We start from the raw sequence: 19,509 nt of genomic DNA, 5'->3' as shown, positions 1-19,509 counted from the left end.
GATCTATTATAGATAAACTAAAGTTATATAAAGATAAAATTATAGAATATATAAAATTTAATCTTATTGGGACTGCTAATTTTGTGGTAGCTCAAATATTTTATTTAACTTTATATCTAGTTTTCAAAATTAATTATCTAGTTGCCTATACTACTACAAGCATTATAAGTATTACTGCATCTTATTATTTAAACTCTAAGTTTACATTTAAAGATCAAAAGTATTCTTTAAAGAAATACCTGCTTAGTTTTTTAGTTTATGTATTTGAATATGCTCTAAATCTAGGAATTATATTGGCATTAGTTAATCTATTAGATTTAGATGAAGCTATAGCTCCCATAATAGCTCCTATTTTTTCAACTATTCCAGTGTTCTTTTTAATGAGATTAGTTATAAAACATTCAGAAGAAAAGAAATAAACACATTACTAATTTTTAAATTAATAATGTGTTCATTTCTTATATATCTGAAAACTCTATATTTGCTCTGCTATATCTAACTTCTTCATTTTTTTTCATCAAAAACTCTTCACCGTTTTTTATTACTTGTTTAGGTATAACCACTATAAACTCACTCCCTTGATTAACCTTACTATTTACCTTTATACTTCCTCCGTGCAATGTAACAAGAGATTTTACCAAATATAATCCTATTCCACTTCCTTGTTTTTCTATTCTATCTTTACTTTGAACTTGCTCAAATCTTTCAAATATACAATTAGCTTTTTCCTTTGGAATTCCTATACCTTCATCTTTCACGCTAATTATAATTTTATCTTCTTTAGTACATAGATTCACATATATATTCCCATATTTTTTATTAAATTTGACTGCATTTGATAATAAATTCAGCATCGTTCTTTCTATAATATCTGGATCAAATAGAACTATATCTTCTTCCTTATTAGTGTCAAAAATTAAGTGCATATTATTAAATTCTATAAATTCTACAATAGAGCCACATATGTCTTCTATAAATCTGACTATATCTGCATTTATCGGAGTAAAACTTATAAATCCCGCATCAATTCTCGTTGAATCTAATAAATTATTTATAAGTCTTACAAGTCTTAAACTATTAGTTTCCATGATATCTATATATTTGTAAAGTTTATTAGCCTCTTGTGGTGATAATTTCGTTAAATTTAGTTTGATTAACTGAATTGTGCTTGATATAAGATTGATTGGCGTTCTTAACTCATGAGATAAATTTGCAAAAAAATCTAATTTAAGTTGATTTTTCTCATCTTCTACTTTTCTTTTTTCTGTTACATCTGTTAAAATACCTACTCTTTTTGATACATTTCCCTTAGAATCCTTTATTGGTAAAAATTTATACCAAATCCATTTTTCTTTTCCGTTATCTAATTTTACTTTTCCCGTTCCTTCGTTACATTCATCAAATTCAAATTCGTAACTTATATTATAATCATTGCTTTCTACTCGTTTAAAATAATCATCTAATTTACTAATATCTTTATACAAATCATCTGGATTAGATTCAAAAACATTTCTAAAAGCTGGACTAATATAAGTTGCTCTTTCTTCATCTCTAATAATAAATACTGAGTCACAATATTTTGTTATTTCCCTAAAATTTTCTTGATTTTGCTCTAAACTTTTCTCAAAAATCAACTTATCATTAATTTTTATACTAAAGCCCCTAGTTCCTATTACATTATCATTATCATCTATGATGGGCCATAAAGTTGACTCTAAGTACATTTTATTACCATCTTTTTTTGTTAATGTTTGATAAAAAGTTTTTGCATTTTTATTTGCTATTACAATATTCTCTTGATTTCTAAATTGAATAATTTCAGATTCTTCCCATAAATCTATATCTCTTTTTCCTAGAGTGCTCTTTTTATTACCTAGTTTTAAGTCGTGATTACAACCTTCATGTATATCAATATATACTCCATTCAAGTCTTTTGCCCAATTATATATTTTTAAGTTTTCTTCCTTATGACCTATATTACAATCGATTGAATATATTAACATAAAATAGTCTTCTAAGTAATACATATCTACGATTGAATTTCTACCATTTAATTCAGTTGTGTATTCTATCTTCCTATGACCAGTTTTTATTACATCTTTTATAAACTTATCAAGTTCATCACCTTTAAAACTTTTCTTTATCCAATTATTTATTATTAATTCTGTTACTTCCTTTTCAAATACATTATTTTCTGTTAATAATTTAAAAATTTTCTCAAATTCTTTATTTTGTTCAAGTACCTCTATGCCAATATATTTATTATGATTATCCATCTTACAATTTATTATTAAGTAAGCTATTTTGCTATTTTTTATTATACTTTCATAAATTTCTTTTTTCATAATAAAACCCCTTATTTTTAATTCTCTATCAAATTAACATAGATTTTAACGTTCATTATTATTTTAATTATATCACCCTTTCATATTTTTTTCTTCAGTTCATAAAATTAAATTTTTTCCTAACTATATGTATATACGAACCTATGTTTGTCCATAATTTTACTAATATTTATAATTCTTTTAATACAAGGAGGCTTTTAATGAATAAGGTCATATTAGTAGGAAGATTATGTCATGATCCAGAACTGAAATATTTAGGTGAAAAAAATATAGCTGTAACTAAATTTACTTTGGCTGTTAATAGAAGTTATAAAAATGCTCAAGGAGAGCATGATACTGATTTTATTAACTGCGAAGTATGGAATAGGCAAGCAGAGGTTTTTAGTGAATATATGGCCAAAGGTAGATTGGTTTATATTGAGGGGAAAATAAAAGTAGATAAATATTTATCTACAAATGGAGAAAACAGAAAATCTATAACAATCCATTGTGATTCATTTAGATTTATAGATTCTAAACAAAGTAAAAAAACTGAAAATACTTTTAATAGTGAAGAAATCTTTACAGATGAAGTTTTTGATAACAATATATGTGAAAGCGAAATTCCATTTTAATGATGAAAAATGTGTAGATTAAATTAATAATCTACACATTTTTTCTATACTTGTTCAAATGCTTCCCTTGTAATATTTTTCATTTTAAATATCATAAAAGATTTTGGTTCAATATCTATTACAAATTTCCCATTTTCCTTTTCTAAAGTAACTCCATAGTCACCTGGTGTGTATTTTATTCCTATCTCATCTAATAAATCATAGTCTAAATCAAAATCTATATATTTATACTCTTCACTTCTATTTATAATTATTAAACAACTATCCTCATCAATAAATCTTTCATAAGCAAAAACATCATCATCCTTAGTGTAAATAAAATTAGTTTCTCCTTTTAATAAAGCTTTTATCCTATGTCTAGTTTGAATAGAATTTCTATAGAAGTCTATCATCTCATTATCTTCATTTTTCCAAGGGTAAGTTCTTCTATTATCTGGATCCTTATCACCTGCAAGGCCTGCCTCATCACCGTAATAAATATATGGAACTCCTTCAAATGTCATCTGTGCTAATACAGCAAGTTTAATCATATCTTTGTCATTATCAAGCTCTGTTTTTACCCTTCTTACATCATGAGTACCCAATAAGTTTAGGTTAGCTTTAAATGCATCTGGTGGATAATTTTCTTTTATATTCATATATAAATCATTAAGTTCATAAGATGCCATCTCACCTCTTAGGAAAGATAATATTCCTTTTCTAAATGGATATCCCATGGCCGAATCTAATTGTTTACCTAAGAGATATTTTCTTCGTTGCCCATAACTTATTTTATTGGAAGCATCTTCCCATACTTCTCCAATCAAAACGGAATCGCTTTCGGATTTTTTTAGCTCCTTTTTAAATTCAGTTAAAAACTCATCTGGTAATTCATCTACTACATCTAGTCGCCATCCTTTAACTCCCATCTTTATCCATTTATTTAAAACACTTTCTTCATCTTTAATTATGTAGTTCATATATGAAGGTTCTAATTCATTTACGTTTGGTAAGTCTTTAATTCCCCACCAACATTTGTAACCTACCTTAGAATCATCAAAAGTATACCAACTTCTGTATATAGAGTCTTCATTATTATAAGCACCTTTACTATCATAATTATTAAATTTATCAAAATAAATACTGTCAGCTCCTGTATGACTAAATACACCATCAAGTATTATTGATATACCTTTTGCATTAGCTTTTTCTATCAATTCTGAAAATATTTCTTCATCTCCAAACATAGGATCAATCTTTTTATAATCTCCTGTGTTATATTTGTGATTACTAGAAGATTCAAAAACTGGACTTAGATATATAATACTTATTCCAAGTTTCTTAAGGTATCCCAATTTATTAATAATTCCCTTAAGGTTACCTCCATAAAAATCCCATCTTATGATATCTCCATTTTCATCCTTTATATACATAGGATCATCTTCCCAGTTAGCATATATAAAACTATTTTTCTTTGGATTGCTTGGCTTACCGGTTCTATTACCGTTGTTAAATCTATCTACAAATATGTGATATAAAACACCTTCTTTAAACCATGTTGGTGATTTACTTTCTTCGTAAACTGTTAACTGATATTTATTTAAATTATCGAAACTATATTCACAAGCTTCTCCATTTTGTCTTATTTTTCCATAAAATTTCTTCTTATTCTGTCCATCACTATTAACTTCTACTTCAAAATAATAATAATATATCGCTGGAATAAATAATGGTTCTATTTTACATTCATATATATTTTCCTCTTTTTTAATTAGTGGAATTCGTCTTATCTCTTCACTATTTAAGTTTTCATCTTCTTTTGTTATTACTAAATAAATACTGTATACTTCTTCATTTGTATTAACCTTAATATCTGCTCCTTGATTAACTTTTAAGGCTCCAAATGGAGCCTTAAAATATTCATTCCAGGAGTTAAATGATATTGTTTTGCACATCCTCATCACACCCTTTAAACCAAATATCTTCTATATATTCATTTATAGTTCTATCACTAGAGAAAATTCCAGAGTTTGCAATATTTATAAGAGACATCTTATTCCACTTAATTTTATCCTTATAAAGATTACTTATCCTTTGCTGTGCCTCAGCATATTCATCAATATCTCTAAGAACAAAATATTCATCATTATAAGTTATTAATGCATCATAGATTTCCCTACCTTCTTTTCCAAGGCCAGGTATAAATCCATTAACTAAATCATCAACAACTCTTCTTAGCCACTTATTAGAATGATACAAGTCTTTAGATGAATATCCACCATATTTGTCATAATCCAATACTTGTTTAGCACTAAGTCCAAATAAAAACATATTATCTTTGCCTACTTGTTGGCATATTTCCACATTAGCTCCATCTAGTGTAGCTAATGTTAGAGCACCATTCATCATAAACTTCATATTACTAGTTCCTGATGCTTCTTTTGTAGTAGTTGATATTTGTTCACTCACATTAGCTGCCGGAATTATTTTTTCAGCTAGTGATACACCATAATTTTCTATAAATACAACTTTGATTTTGTCTTTTACTCTAGGGTCATTGTTTACTAAATCAGCAACACAATTTATTAATTTTATTATACATTTTGCTAAGTAATATCCTGGTGCTGCCTTTGCTCCAAATATAAAAGTTCGTGGCTGAATATCCAACTCTAAATCCATATTATCTAGTATTTCATGATATAAAGCAAGTACATGCAAAATATTCATAAGTTGTCTTTTATAAGCATGAAGTCTTTTAACTTGAACATCAAATATGGAGTTAGGATCTATTGATATATTATTATTTTCTTTTATATAGTTAGCTAATTTAACCTTATTGTTAAACTTAATCTCTTCTAATCTATTCAATACATTCTCGTCATCCACAAATTTTTCTAATTCTTTTAAATGAGCTGTATCTTTTATCCACTTATTCCCAATCAATTCTGTTATTAAATTAGCTAGTTCTGGATTTGAACTCATAAGCCACCTTCTATGAGATATACCATTTGTTTTATTATTGAACTTATAAGGCTCTTCTTCATAAAAATCCTTTAAAACTTCTTCTTTTAATAATTTAGTATGAAGAGCTGCTACACCATTTACACTATAGCTTGAAACTATACATAAATTAGCCATTCTAATTTCTCCATCATACATAATAGCCATTCTTTTTACCTTATCTTCACCATAACCTTTTTTTCTTAAAGCATTAACATATCTTCTATTAATTTCCTCAATTATCATATACATTCTTGGTAGAAGCTTTTTCATTATACCTTCCGACCATCTTTCTAATGCTTCACATAATATTGTATGGTTTGTATAAGATATTACCCTTGTAGTAATATTCCATGCTTCATCCCAAGATAATCCTTCTTCATCTAATAATATCCTCATCATTTCAGGGATACATAAAGCTGGGTGAGTGTCATTTATATGAATAGCAATTTTATTTGGTAATTCTTGCGGTTTAATTTTATATCTTCTACATTTTCTAAATATATCTTGAATTCCTGCACTAACGAAGAAATATTCTTGCTTTAACCTTAACAATTTGCCTGCATAGTTTGAATCATTTGGATATAAAGTTTGAGAAATTTCTTCTGCATAATACTTATATTTTAATGCATCCTCATAACTAGCCGCTTGATTTTTAGCATATAGAGATGACCTCCCAAAATCTCTTGTTGGTATTTCACTTTTCCATATTCTAAGTGTGTTTATGCATTCATTTTCATAACCAATTATAGGTATATCATAAGGCATTGCCATCACAGGAATATAGTTCTTGTGGGTAACCCTTAGATTACCTTCATCATCTTCTTCCATATCAATTTTTCCTTCATACTTTACTAATACTGCCCTATTTGGTCTAACTGTTTCCCATGAATAAGAACTATTTATAAGCCAATTATCTGGAACTTCAACCTGAGAATTATTTACAAATTTCTGCTCAAATAATCCGTATTTATATCTTATTCCATATCCATGACCACTAATTCCAACGGATGCCATAGAATCAAGAAAGCATGCGGCTAATCTACCCAACCCCCCATTTCCTAGAGCTGGATCTGGTTCTGCTTCAACTATTTCATCTAAATTTATTCCTAGTTCATTTAGACCTTGTCTTATAGTATCTTCAAATCCAAGATTTAATAGGTTAGATTTTAATTGTCTTCCCAGTAAAAATTCTATAGAAAAATAAAATACTGCTTTTTCTTCATATATTCTACTGCCTTCCCAATCCCTTGAAATCATATCTTTTATAACATAACATAATACATTAAAAAGTTCTTCATTGCTTGCTTCTTCAAGGGTTTGAGCATATAAATTATTCATTTTTCTTCTGAAATATTCTTTAAATCGCTTTTTATTTATTGTAATCATTAAATCGCCCCTTTAGCTTATTAAGCCATTAAATATTCTTATATAGTCTTGAGCAGATTTCTTCCAACTATTATCTGTATTCATTGCATTTATAATTAGGTTATTCCAAACCTTTTTATCTTGATACAATCTAATTGCTTTTTGAAGTGTAAAGAACATTTCATGAGCGTTATAATTAGCGAAACTAAATCCATTACCTTCACCTGTATATTTATTATAAGGAGTTACAGTATCTTTAAGTCCACCGGTTTCTCTTACTATTGGGATTGCACCATATCTCATGGCAAGCATTTGCCCTATTCCACAAGGTTCATACAAAGATGGCATCAGAAAAATATCACATGCAGCATAAATTTGCTGTGCAAAGGCGCTATCAAATGTAATTCTTGCAGATAATTTGTTACTAAAATTTGAATTATAATAATTAAACATAGACTGATATTGATGCTCACCTGTACCTAGTACGACCATTTGCAAATTTTCTCTCATTATTTCAGGCATCATATAGTTAATTAAATCTAGGCCTTTTTGTGAAGTTAATCTAGATACAATCCCCACTAAAGGAATATTTGGATTAACTTCTAATCCTAATATTTTTTGTAATTTTATTTTATTTTCTACTTTTTTGTGAATACAATTTACATCAAATTTTTCAAATATAGCTTTGTCTGTAGATGGATCATTTAAATCATAATCGATACCATTTAAAATGCCCTCTAATTTATAAGAGTTTGATTTCAAAAGTCCGTCTAATCCTTCACCATAAAAAGGTGTTTGTATTTCTTCTACATAAGTTTTACTTACAGTCGTAACCTTATCGGCAAAAACAATTCCAGCCTTCATAAAGTTAATATCTCCATAAAATTCTATATTTCCATTATTAAAGTGATCATAAGATATATCAAAAATATTTCCTACTATTTCTTTATTAAATATGCCCTGATATTGTAAATTGTGTATAGTATAAACTGTCTTTATATCCTGATATTTCTTCAAATGAGCATAGTCTTCTTTCAGCAATAATGGTATCATCCCCGTATGCCAATCATTTAAGTTAATAACATCTGGATAAAAATTCAATTTTTCCATAGATGATAATACTGCATTACTAAAAAATGCAAATCGTTCTGGATCATCACCATGTCCATATATACTTGGTTGATCAGACCTCTTAAAATAAAATTCATTATCTATAAAATAAAATGTGACACCATCTAATTCCATGCTTTCTATACCACAATATTGATTTCTCCATCCTACTTTTACACTAAACTCTGCAACCGGTTTAAATTTGTCTTTAAAATATGATGGTATGGTAGAGTATTTCGGCATTATAACCCTTACATCAACCCCTTCTTTTTTTAGAGCTTTTGGAAGGGCATAGGAAACATCTCCTAAACCTCCTGTTTTTACAAATGGCCAGCATTCTGCAGTCACATAAAGTATCTTCATTTATTTTCCCCCTTTTACTCTTAAAGCTTCTGGTTTTTTTCTATGACCATAGGGTAGTCCTTATCTCCTTTTAATTCTTTTCCTTTTGAGATTGTAATATTTTTATCAAATATAACATTTTCTAAAACTACTCCTGGCTCTATTTTGCAATTTTGCATTATTACACAGTTCCTTACTATAGCTCCCTTTCCTACTTCAACCTTTCTAAATAATGTACAGTTTTCAACCGTTCCATCAATTTTACAACCTGTTGCCACAAAGGAATTTTTCACATTAGCATTTTTCATGTATATAGTTGGTGCTTGACTTTTATCCTTAGTAAATATTTTTCTTTCAGAATTAAATAGTTCTGCTGCCACATCATGTCTTAACATTTCTTTACTTGCCTGTGCATAACTTTGAATAGAATTTATACATTTTAAATAATTATTAAACTCATATCCTCCAACTTGTATATTAGATATTTCTCTCTTTATATAGTCTTCAAAATATGAATGAGTTCCCAAACTAGCTATTTTATATATACATTTAATAAAATCAGTTCTTTTCATAATATAAGTTTCCATAGATATGTTTGCACTAGGGAAAGCTCCTATATTTCCACCTATATTTAAAACTCTATTATTACTATCCATATTTAATGTCATACACCCTAAAAAATCTTCATCTGCGTTTGTTATATGTTTATATATAACAGTAATATCATTTTTTGATTGTTTATGATATTTAAGAGCTTCTTTATAATCCATGCTACACAACATATATCCTGGCGCAATAAGTATATATTCTTCTTTACTTTTTTCTATATAATCTATATTTGCTAGTATAGAGTATATATCTCCCGTTCTAAATCCATAATTGTTATTGTACTTAGTATTTTCTGGACTAAATATATAAAGTCCACCTTTTTTCCTGCTCAAATCCCAGTCTTTTCCACTTCCTAAGTGATCCGTTAATGATCTATATTTTTCTTTAGCATAGATTCCAACATTAGTAATACCTGAATTAACCATATTAGATAAAACAAAATCTATAATTCTATATCTACCAGCTATTGGAGTAGACGTTAATGGTCTTGCATAATTTAATATATTTATATTTGGATTGCCTTTTTTATCAAGGTTAATTAATCCCATACATTGATTTTTCATAATCTTCTCCCCCTTTTAAGCTTCAACTTTTTCTTTAGCATTAACTACTTCATACTCTGACACAACACTTATTTCATTTGTATCACTTTTTATCACGGCATTATCCTTAATTACTGCACCTTCCGCTATCATTGCTTTTTCTATTACTACATTCTTACCTATAGTAACATTTGGCATTATTACAGAGTTTCTGATTATGCTTCCCTCTCCAACATCAACCTTATGTGATAAAACCGTATTATCAATTGTTCCTAGTACTGAGCAACCATCTGCTATTAAAGCTTCTTTTATACTGGCATTTTGTCCAATATATTGTGGTGGAAGATCCATCGTATTTGTATATATTCTCCAATTTGAATCGCTTAAATCCACAGCTTCTGGAGTTTTAATCAAATCCATATTTGCTTCCCATAAACTTTGTATAGTACCAACATCTCTCCAATATCCTTTAAAAGGATATGCATACATTTCTTGATTATCTTTTAACATCGCTGGAATTACATCTTTTCCAAAGTCATCAAAACATTCTTTAGTTTTTCTTCCTCTTAAAAAATATTGTTTTAATGTTCTCCAGTTAAATATATATACACCCATGGAAGCTAAATTACTTTTAGGATTCTCAGGTTTTTCTTCAAATTCATATATTTTTTTATCATCATCTGCATTCATTATTCCAAATCTACTTGCCTCATCCCATGGAACTTCTATAACTGCAATTGTAGCTTCTGCATTTTTTTCCTTATGGAACTCCAACATTTTGCTGTAATCCATTTTGTAAATATGATCTCCAGATAAAATTAATACATATTCTGGATCATAATCATCTATAAAGTTCATATTTTTATATATTGCATTTGCTGTACCATTATACCAGTGCCCCTCTTTTTCACTCATATATGGTTGAAGTATATAAACTCCTCCATTTATTCTATCTAAATCCCAATGACTTCCCATTCCAATATGCGAATTTAAAATCCTTGGTCTATATTGTGTAAGTACTCCAACTGTATCTATACCGGAATTAGAACAATTACTTAAAACAAAGTCTATAATTCTATATTTTCCTCCAAATGATACTGCTGGCTTTGCTATTCTTTTTGTGAAAACACCTAATCTTGATCCTTGCCCCCCAGCTAAAATCATTGCTAGCATCTCTTGTTTCATTCAGTTTCCCCCTTTATTAAAGTTCAATTACTCCCATAATTCATTAAGCTTATTTGCCTTTATTACTTATTTAATAAGACTTGTAGATTTATTACTTTTTCTTATTTACTCATTTTTATTATTTATTGGATTAGATTTAAGTTTTATAAATGTAGCTCCCAATGGCGGTACTTTTATTTTTATATGATAAGGTTGATTATGCCATTTGTTATCAATAGCATATAACTCAGTATTTTTCATAGTTTGATTTGATCCCCAGTATTTTTCATCGTCACTATTAAATACTTCTTCATATATATCTAAATAAGGCACTCCAACCTTATAATCGTAGTAAACTACAGGTGTAAAGTTTAAAATACCTATAATAAACTCACCTTCATCTTTACCTTTTCTCATTAATGTAACTATACTTTGATCCTCATTATGAGGGTCTATGAAATCAAATCCTTCATATGAATTATCAATTTCATATAAAGCTTTTTCTTTTCTATATAAATTATTTAATTCTTTTACAAAAACTTTTGTTTTAGCATGCTGTTCTCTATCTAGCAATTGCCACTCCAAACCATAGGCGTATCTCCATTCAAGACCTTGGCCAAATTCTCCTCCCATAAACAATAATTTTTTACCTGGATGTATCATGTAGTAAGAATATAATAATCTTAAACTTGCAAATCTTTGCCATTCATCTCCTGACATTTTATCTAGCAATGACTTTTTGCCATGAACAACCTCATCATGGGATAGTGGTAAAATAAAGTTTTCTGAAAATGCATACATAAATGAAAAAGTTATTAAATTATGATGATGCTTTCTATATATAGGGTCCATCTCCATGTATTTCAAAGTATCATTCATCCACCCCATATTCCATTTATTACTAAACCCTAATCCACCTAAATAAGTAGGTGATGTAACCATTGGCCATGATGTTGATTCTTCAGCTATTATTAATGGATTTTTTATATTCTCATAAACAACTTCATTTAATCGTCTTAGAAAATCTATTCCTTCTATATTTTCTCGTCCTCCATATTTATTTGGTCTCCAATCACCTATATCATAGTCCAAATATAATATGGAGCTAACAGCATCTACCCTAATACCATCCACATGAAACTCTTTAAACCAATACATTACATTTGATAATAAAAAACTATTAACCTCAGGTTTTCCTAAATCAAAGTGAACCGTTCCCCATCCTAAATTTTCTGCTTTTAATGGATCTTCGTATTCAAATTGAGGAGAGCCGTCAAATCTATATAAACCGTGCTCATCCTTACAAAAATGACTATATGCAAAGTCTAATATTATTCCTAAATTATTTTCATGACATTTGTCTACAAATGCTTTAAATTCATCAGGATTACCATGTCTACTTGTAGTAGCATAATACCCTACAGTCTGATATCCCCAACTCATATCTAATGGGTGTTCTGTTATAGGCATTAACTCAATATGTGTATATCCCATATCTTTTGCATAATCAATCATTTCATATAACTCTTCAAATGAGAAAAACCCCCCGTCCCATTTTCTCTTCCAGGAACCTAGATGAACCTCATATATATTCATAGGTTCATTATTTGTTATTATCTTATTCTTTTTTTCTAAATATTTTTTATCTTTCCACTTATAATCTATTCCCTCATATACTACTGATGCTGTTTTAGGTCTTAATTCAGAAAATGTACCATATGGATCTGATTTTAATCGGCTTACTCCATCACATCCAACCACATTGTATTTATAAATTTCCCCTTCCCCTAGATCTGTAGTAAATATTGACCAAATACCACTATCATACATGTTTGTTAAAGAATGGGATGTTTCATTCCAATTATTAAAATCCCCCACTAGATATACAGCTTTTGCATTTGGTGCCCATACAGCAAAAGAATTTCCAACTTCCCCTTTATATTCCACTTTATGATTTCCAAGAAATTTATAACTATCTAAAGAATTTCCTGAAATAAATTTGTCTATTTTTTCTTTAGTAATTATGTCTAAATATTTAATCTTAATCCCCCCAAATGATAATTTTTTGCATCTTATATATTTCTAGTAAAATCTAAATCCCCCTTTTTTTTTATAAAATTTTAACTAACTTTATTCAATTTTTACAACGGTTAATTTTAGTTATAATTCGTACTAAAATTAACAATTAGTTTTTTTTAAAATTAATTGTATATCACTTTATTAAAAATTTCCATATATTTTTTACCAATTGTACACTTTTTATAAGACAAAAAAATACTCTAAAGATCTATTGTCTTTAGAGTATCTTCGTTTAATTATTTATTATTCTTATCGCTACTTAAAACTTCTTTAATTCCTTTAAAAGAACCTAAGAAATTAACTGTTTCTGATGGAAGAACAAGTTTAGTAGAATCACTTTCTGCAAGTTTTTCAAGAGCCTCCATAGATTTAAGAGCTAACATATTATCATCAATGTCAGATTCTTTCATTGCTTGGAATACATTTTTAATTATAGTTGCTTCACCTTCTGCCTTGGCCTGAGCAATCTGTCTTATAGATTCTGCTTCCCCTTGAGCTCTAAGTATACGAGATTGTTTTTCTCCTTCTGCTTCTCTAACCATTGCTTCCTTTTGAGCTTCTGCTCTAAGTATCGCTGATTGCTTTTCTCCTTCTGCTTGAAGTATTGACGCTGCTTTATTCCCCTCTGCTTGAAGTATTGACTCTCTTCTTTCTCTTTCTGCTCTCATTTGTTTTTCCATTGCAACTTGTATATCTTGTGGTGGCATTATGTTTTTAAGCTCTACCCTATTAACTTTTATACCCCATTTATCAGTTGCTTCATCTAGTATAGATCTCATTTTTGTATTTATTAAATCCCTCGATGTAAGAGTTTCATCTAAATCTAACTCCCCTATTATATTTCTAAGAGTTGTTGCAGTTAAATTTTCTATGGCAGATATTGGATTTGATATTTCAAATACATATCTAACAGGATCTGTAACTTGGAAATAAACTACTGTATCTATTTGCATAGTTACATTATCTTTTGTTATAACTGGCTGTGGTGGAAAATCAACCACATTTTCTCTCAAATCAATAACATAAGCCATTTGATCTAAGAATGGTATTAAAAAGTGAACTCCTGTATCAGCTTTTTTGTGAAACTTACCAAGCCTAATTACTATACCGACTTTTGATTGTTTAATGACTTTTACACAACTTAAACTTAGAACTACTACTATAAGTATTATGACTACTAATTTTATCATACCTTTTTCTCCTTTTTATAAATTTATAATTAATTTTATTAATTACTTCTCTTCTTGATTGTTAACAGGTTTTACAACTAACTTGACACCCTCTATTCTTATTACCTTAACTAATTGTCCTACTTGAATTTTTTCACCATCTTCAGATATAGCCGTCCAATCTTCTCCTGTCAATGTTACAATTCCTGTCATATATTGAGGTATTTCTTCTTTAACAATACCTGTTTTTTGCTCTATACCTTGTAAATTTGTGTTATATTTATAGGTTTTATCTTTATCCACAAAGTATTTTGTAAATACAACTAATAAAGTAATTGAAATAGCAGCAAATAATGCTATCTGAATTATTATGCTTTCTATAAATGTACTTAAAACCATTAAAATTAAGGCCCCTATACTAAACCATACTAAAGTTAAACTTGTTGTCATTAATTCAGCTATTCCAAATGCTACTGCAACAATTAACCACACTGTATTCATTATATCCCTCTTCTCCATTTAGAAATTCATTTTCTTTATAATAGTATAACAATATAAATATTGGTAATAGTTACAAATTAATTTCAATATCAAACTCATTCATAATACTAGGAATTTCATTTATAATTTGTGTTGCATTTACTGTATATAGTTTTTTAGATAAAATATCACCTATGTATCCATGTATATATGCTGCACACACTACTGCATTAAATATTTCTAGCCCTTGCCCAATAAAAGAAGTTATCATACCAAGCAAACAGTCTCCCATACCTCCATTTGCCATGGCGCTATTACCAGTTGGATTTATATATAAAATGTTTCCATCGGTGATAATAGTCTCATAACCTTTGAGTAAAACTATTATATTATTTTCTTTTGCAAATTCTTTTGCTACATCTAGTCTATTTTCTTTTATATATGAAATTGACTTTCCTGTTAATCTAGACATCTCACCCAAATGGGGCGTTATTATGATCCTATTTTCACACTTCTTTAATATATTTATATTATTTTTTAGCACATTTAGTCCATCTGCATCTATTATCATAGGACAGTTGCTCTTATTTAAAACATATTCTAATCTTTCTAATGTTAATTTATTGTCTCCCATTCCACACCCAAATCCTATGGCACTAGAAGTTTCAATTAATTTGTTGATTCGATTTTCCTCTTTATAATTGGCAGTCATTCCTTCACTTACTTTTGAACTAATTATATCTTGTATATCTTCATCGCAAACTAAAGTAACTAATCCACTGCCACTTTTAATAGCCGCCTCACTAGCAATAAATGCAGCTCCAGAAAATCCCTTTGATCCGGCGAATATAGTAACCTTACCAAAATTGTTTTTAAAACTAAATTTATTTTTTGATTTTATATTGCCTTTAACAAAATCTATCGATGTAATATATTCATTGTCATCATATTTTTTTATTATATGCTCAGGTATTCCTACGTGCTCTACTACCACATCTCCAATATATTCTTTTGTTTCATACTTTAAAAAACCTCTTTTATAAAACTCAAATGATATTGTTTTATCAGCTTTTATACATACTCCTAAAATTTCACCTGTGGTTGCATTTATTCCAGATGGTACATCTATAGAGTAAACTAAATTCTTATTTGTATTTATAATATTTATAATATCCTTAAAAACACCTTTAACTTCTCTTTCTAAACCAGTTCCAAAAATGCAGTCAACTAATACATCACTATTTTTTATACTAGTCTTTAACTCTTCTAATATATTGATATTTTCTCCTTTTATATCTAAAGTTCTACAAGATATATTCATAGCCTTTAGTATATCTAAATTGGTTTTTGAACATGGTGTGATTTTTTCCATACTTCCAACTACAAATACCTTTACATCCTTCCCCCTAGCTTTTAATTGTCTTGCTATTCCAAGACCATCTCCACCATTATTTCCTACACCACTAACAACTATATACTTATCATATAAATCCATATCTAAATGCTTAATTGCTGATAATATGGCATTTTCCATCATAACTATTAGAGGAATTTTGTACTCATTAACACAAACCTCATCTAGTCTCTTAGTTGACATAGAAGTTCCTATTCTCATTTACATCACCTCTTAATGTAAGTATATTTTACTTATTTAAAATACTTGCATCTATTTTTTATACATTCCTTATTATACTCTTTGAATTCACACTTAAAGTTTTCTTCTTTTTCTAATTTCACTTGAAAATATTCATCAATAAAGTCTATAGCTGTTTCCATAGCAATATTAGATACCCTTTTACAGCACCTTGGTCCACCATAGTCACTTATTATTTTCAAAGTTTTTGATGTTATCAAATTACTTAGTGACCATTCTTCATTACATAATGGTGTAGCATTTAATATTACACTCATAAAAATTCCATTTCCTATACCACTTCCACAAGCACCATAAAAACCACAAAATCCCCCTAATACATTCTTTGCTCTCTTTTCAATTTCATCTAAGTATTCACCCTTTTTATATTCTTCTCCTATTGTGTTTAAATATGCCGTAGTAAGTACTGCTGGAACTAAAAAATGATGTTCAGGGCCATGCATTTTTATGGATGGATGATATTCCAAAGATCTTGCCATTATAAAGGGATTTTTTTCTTTTGAGTTTATTAAATAAGTTTTAATTATTTTATTTGCATCATTGCTATGGCATATATCACATACATAATGTCCATTTTCACATGATGTAGTAGAGTAAAATTCTTTATCACAATAATAACATTTCATTTTTTTACTTTCATTAAAATATACAAGTTCTTTATTACAAATTAAACAATTAGATTTATTCATTTTTATTAAAAATCCTTTCATATTTAATTCTTCTTATAAGAAATAGTAATTCTTTTAATATAAAAAATAAAGGATAAATTGTATTAATCAATTTATCCTTTATCTTTATTAGTATAAAGTTTTAATGTTCTGTAAGTCTACTTTCTTCCATTTTTTTAGTAAACTTAGATAACATTTTATTAATAGGTCCTTTTAATATAACATTTAATATCACGGCTAAAACTAAGAATATTAAAAGTACAATTATATCTTTAGTTAAATTAGGTTTGTATATTCCTGCTACTGTCTCTCTTAAAGCTGCTATTCCATAAGTAAATGGTAGGAACGGGTTAACATTTTGGAAGAATTTTGGTGTTACTTGTATTGGGAATGTTCCTCCAGAGCCAGCAACCTGTATTACTAATAAAACTACTGCAATAGCCTTTCCTACATTTCCAAATACAGATACTAATGAGTAAACTATAAATGTAAATACTAAGCTAATGAGTAATGATAATGATATAAATACAGCTGGATTTGTTACAGTAACGCCTAAGAAATATATATCTCCAGCACTTACTATTAATGCTTGCAATAATGCTATTGTTAAAAATGTAATACCCCTACCAAAATAAACTTGATAAGGCTTGTATTCACCATATACTTCTGTTGTTAACAGTGAAGTTAAAAGTAAAACACCCACCCAAAGACTAAGAACTGTATAGAATGGTGTCATTGCTGCACCATAGTTCTCCATTGGATATAAGGAATTTGATACTAACTCTACTGGTTCTTCTAAGAAGTTAGCTTGTTCAATTATGTCATTTTTTAAGAAACTAATTAAATCATCCATTTCTTTACTATTATTCACTGTAGATAAAGCTGTTACTAACTTATCTAGAACTGATTTAGCCTCTGGAACTTTCTCTTTTATATAAGCAACTGATTCATCTGCATCTCCTGAAAAATTAAGTGCAGTGTCTAATATATTATTGATTTTTGGAAGTTTATCTTCTGCTTTTTCTAGTAATGTTATAACATCGCCAGATACAGACATTCCTTTATCAAATATTTCATTAAGTGGAGCAACTATCTGTGTATCGTAACTATTTAATAAGTTCCCTGTAATATTATTTACATCATTTAATACAGTTAGTATCCCATTTAAATTATCTAATGATGGTGTTTGTCCATTATTTAATTGCTCTTTAATACTTGCTAAAACCTTTTTCACAGAATTAAGATTACTATTTATTCCATTAATAGAATCTATAGTTCCTTGAAGAGAGGTCCCTGGAGTTATTTTATCTAGTTTAGTCAAAAACTCTCCTAAAGTAGCAGATATAGATGATAAGCTATTAACTTTGTCATAAAGTCCATCTACTAACTCAGGTGCATTCTCATATCCTTCTTGTATAGCTGTTATTAAATCTCCTATACCGCTAGCTACTGATGATGATACGTCATTTATTATTTTTATATCATTTTTTATAGTTGGCGCGATGTCATTCATGCTAGTTTTTGTTCCTTGTAAAAACTCTTTTACATCTCCAGATAAATTAATAGAATTCTTTAGTGTTGATTCTATTATTGGCATATCATTTTGAAGTAGTTTAACTATTTCAGTAATCTGACTAGATGCATCACTAGCTGTATTTAAAATGTTATCTATTTTACCAAATTTGCCTTGAACTTCAACTAAAGAGTTTTCTATTTTAGTAAGCATGGGAAGATTTTCTTCCAATGATATTCCTAGATCATTTAAGGTTTCAAAAACTGCTTCACTAGCTATTTTTACAACAGTTTTATTAACTTGTAACTGTATTGTTGATGCACCTTTCTCTGTTATTTTAGGCGCAATTGCATTTATTTTTTCATTTACTGTATATACTATCTCTGCTTTATTTATATCTTTGCTTAATACAGATATAATGTTTTTTGAAAAGTCTTTTGTAATTTCTATTGAAGCATAATATTTGCCTGTCTCTACACCTTTTTTTGCTTCTTCTTCATTAACAAATTTCCAGCCTAAGGAATTATTATCTTTTAGTTGATCAACTAATCTATCTCCCATATTCAAATCTTTATCAAATAAAGTTGTTCCTTTGTCATTGTTTACTACTGCCACAGATATATTAGATGTATTGCCATAAGGATCCCAAGAGGCCTTTATATTAAACCAAGCGTATAAAGATGGTAATATTGCAAGTCCTATTAATACGATTATTAGTGCTATATTCGAAGATATATCTTTTAAATCATCTCGAAATATTTTGATTATATTTTTCATAGGTATTCCTCCATTAAGTTGTAAGTTAAAAGTGTCTTTTTTAGATACAAACTTATTTTTTGATTAATTTTTAATATTTATACAGAAATTCCCCAT

At 28.4% G+C, this 19,509-nt stretch carries 14 protein-coding genes; 2 read left to right on the top strand and 12 right to left on the bottom strand.

Annotated elements, in window-relative coordinates:
• The coding region (locus NSA58_RS04955; protein ID WP_257560214.1) for a GtrA family protein at positions 1–419 on the top strand (419 nt) is incomplete at its 5' end.
• A 39-nt stretch (positions 420–458) separates the two neighbouring features.
• On the opposite strand, the gene NSA58_RS04950 is transcribed toward NSA58_RS04955, so the two are convergent.
• A complete protein-coding gene (locus NSA58_RS04950) occupies positions 459–2,345 on the bottom strand; it encodes a PAS domain-containing sensor histidine kinase (protein ID WP_052233066.1) in 1,887 nt (628 codons plus the stop codon).
• 200 nt (positions 2,346–2,545) lie between these two features.
• Here NSA58_RS04950 and NSA58_RS04945 point away from each other — a divergent pair, with 200 nt between their 5' ends.
• Positions 2,546–2,959 carry a single-stranded DNA-binding protein gene (locus tag NSA58_RS04945; protein WP_039680523.1) on the top strand — a complete coding sequence of 138 codons (414 nt, stop codon included), beginning with the start codon at positions 2,546–2,548 and terminating at the stop codon, positions 2,957–2,959.
• A gap of 44 nt (positions 2,960–3,003) precedes the next feature.
• Here the strand turns inward: NSA58_RS04945 and NSA58_RS04940 are convergent, their stop codons facing one another.
• The 11 genes from NSA58_RS04940 to NSA58_RS04890 form a co-directional block, all read right to left on the bottom strand.
• On the bottom strand, positions 3,004–4,893 hold the full coding sequence (locus NSA58_RS04940; RefSeq protein ID WP_074429487.1) for a glycoside hydrolase family 13 protein: 1,890 nt from the start codon (positions 4,891–4,893) through the stop codon (positions 3,004–3,006).
• Positions 4,871–7,327: a glycogen/starch/alpha-glucan phosphorylase gene (locus NSA58_RS04935; RefSeq protein ID WP_039680521.1), complete on the bottom strand. Its 2,457-nt coding sequence runs from the start codon at positions 7,325–7,327 to the stop codon at positions 4,871–4,873. Before NSA58_RS04935 ends, NSA58_RS04940 begins: the two co-directional genes overlap by 23 nt.
• 12 nt (positions 7,328–7,339) lie before the next feature.
• On the bottom strand, positions 7,340–8,779 hold the full coding sequence (glgA, locus tag NSA58_RS04930) for a glycogen synthase GlgA (protein WP_039680520.1): 1,440 nt from the start codon (positions 8,777–8,779) through the stop codon (positions 7,340–7,342).
• A 20-nt stretch (positions 8,780–8,799) separates the two neighbouring features.
• Complete coding sequence (glgD, locus tag NSA58_RS04925; protein WP_039680519.1) at positions 8,800–9,930, bottom strand: glucose-1-phosphate adenylyltransferase subunit GlgD; 1,131 nt, start codon at positions 9,928–9,930, stop codon at positions 8,800–8,802.
• Between the two features lie 15 nt (positions 9,931–9,945).
• Complete coding sequence (locus tag NSA58_RS04920; protein WP_039680518.1) at positions 9,946–11,094, bottom strand: glucose-1-phosphate adenylyltransferase; 1,149 nt, start codon at positions 11,092–11,094, stop codon at positions 9,946–9,948.
• A 105-nt stretch (positions 11,095–11,199) separates the two neighbouring features.
• Positions 11,200–13,095 (bottom strand): 1,4-alpha-glucan branching protein GlgB, encoded by a 1,896-nt coding sequence (gene glgB, locus NSA58_RS04915; RefSeq protein WP_039680517.1) that lies wholly within the window; start codon positions 13,093–13,095, stop codon positions 11,200–11,202.
• A 293-nt stretch (positions 13,096–13,388) separates the two neighbouring features.
• A complete protein-coding gene (locus NSA58_RS04910; protein WP_039680516.1) occupies positions 13,389–14,342 on the bottom strand; it encodes an SPFH domain-containing protein in 954 nt (317 codons plus the stop codon).
• 42 nt (positions 14,343–14,384) lie between these two features.
• Complete coding sequence (locus NSA58_RS04905; protein ID WP_039680515.1) at positions 14,385–14,822, bottom strand: NfeD family protein; 438 nt, start codon at positions 14,820–14,822, stop codon at positions 14,385–14,387.
• A 70-nt stretch (positions 14,823–14,892) separates the two neighbouring features.
• The gene (locus tag NSA58_RS04900) at positions 14,893–16,416 is read right to left on the bottom strand and encodes an NAD(P)H-hydrate dehydratase (RefSeq protein WP_039680514.1); all 1,524 of its coding nucleotides are present in this window, start codon (positions 16,414–16,416) and stop codon (positions 14,893–14,895) included.
• Positions 16,417–16,448: 32 nt separating this feature from the next.
• Entirely contained in the window at positions 16,449–17,165 is a 717-nt protein-coding gene (locus tag NSA58_RS04895; protein WP_242842747.1) for a DUF5714 domain-containing protein, read from the bottom strand.
• 100 nt (positions 17,166–17,265) lie between these two features.
• The gene (locus NSA58_RS04890) at positions 17,266–19,413 is read right to left on the bottom strand and encodes a YhgE/Pip family protein (protein ID WP_074429485.1); all 2,148 of its coding nucleotides are present in this window, start codon (positions 19,411–19,413) and stop codon (positions 17,266–17,268) included.
• Positions 19,414–19,509: the final 96 nt, after the last annotated feature.

This window comes from Terrisporobacter muris (genome assembly GCF_024621905.1).
GTDB classification, from domain to species: Bacteria; Bacillota; Clostridia; order Peptostreptococcales; family Peptostreptococcaceae; genus Terrisporobacter; species Terrisporobacter muris.
This window is presented reverse-complemented; position numbering and strand designations above follow the sequence as displayed.

Bases quoted from the DNA above. Each gene is read 5' to 3' on its own strand.
- NSA58_RS04945 (WP_039680523.1), top strand. From the start codon at position 2,546: ATGAATAAGGTCATATTAGTAGGAAGATTATGTCATGATCCAGAACTG.
- NSA58_RS04895 (WP_242842747.1), bottom strand. From the start codon at position 17,165: ATGAAAGGATTTTTAATAAAAATGAATAAATCTAATTGTTTAATTTGT.
- NSA58_RS04950 (WP_052233066.1), bottom strand. From the start codon at position 2,345: ATGAAAAAAGAAATTTATGAAAGTATAATAAAAAATAGCAAAATAGCT.
- NSA58_RS04900 (WP_039680514.1), bottom strand. From the start codon at position 16,416: ATGAGAATAGGAACTTCTATGTCAACTAAGAGACTAGATGAGGTTTGT.
- glgA (WP_039680520.1), bottom strand. From the start codon at position 8,779: ATGAAGATACTTTATGTGACTGCAGAATGCTGGCCATTTGTAAAAACA.
- NSA58_RS04940 (WP_074429487.1), bottom strand. From the start codon at position 4,893: ATGTGCAAAACAATATCATTTAACTCCTGGAATGAATATTTTAAGGCT.
- NSA58_RS04910 (WP_039680516.1), bottom strand. From the start codon at position 14,342: ATGATAAAATTAGTAGTCATAATACTTATAGTAGTAGTTCTAAGTTTA.
- glgD (WP_039680519.1), bottom strand. From the start codon at position 9,930: ATGAAAAATCAATGTATGGGATTAATTAACCTTGATAAAAAAGGCAAT.
- NSA58_RS04905 (WP_039680515.1), bottom strand. From the start codon at position 14,822: ATGAATACAGTGTGGTTAATTGTTGCAGTAGCATTTGGAATAGCTGAA.
- NSA58_RS04890 (WP_074429485.1), bottom strand. From the start codon at position 19,413: ATGAAAAATATAATCAAAATATTTCGAGATGATTTAAAAGATATATCT.
- NSA58_RS04935 (WP_039680521.1), bottom strand. From the start codon at position 7,327: ATGATTACAATAAATAAAAAGCGATTTAAAGAATATTTCAGAAGAAAA.
- NSA58_RS04920 (WP_039680518.1), bottom strand. From the start codon at position 11,094: ATGAAACAAGAGATGCTAGCAATGATTTTAGCTGGGGGGCAAGGATCA.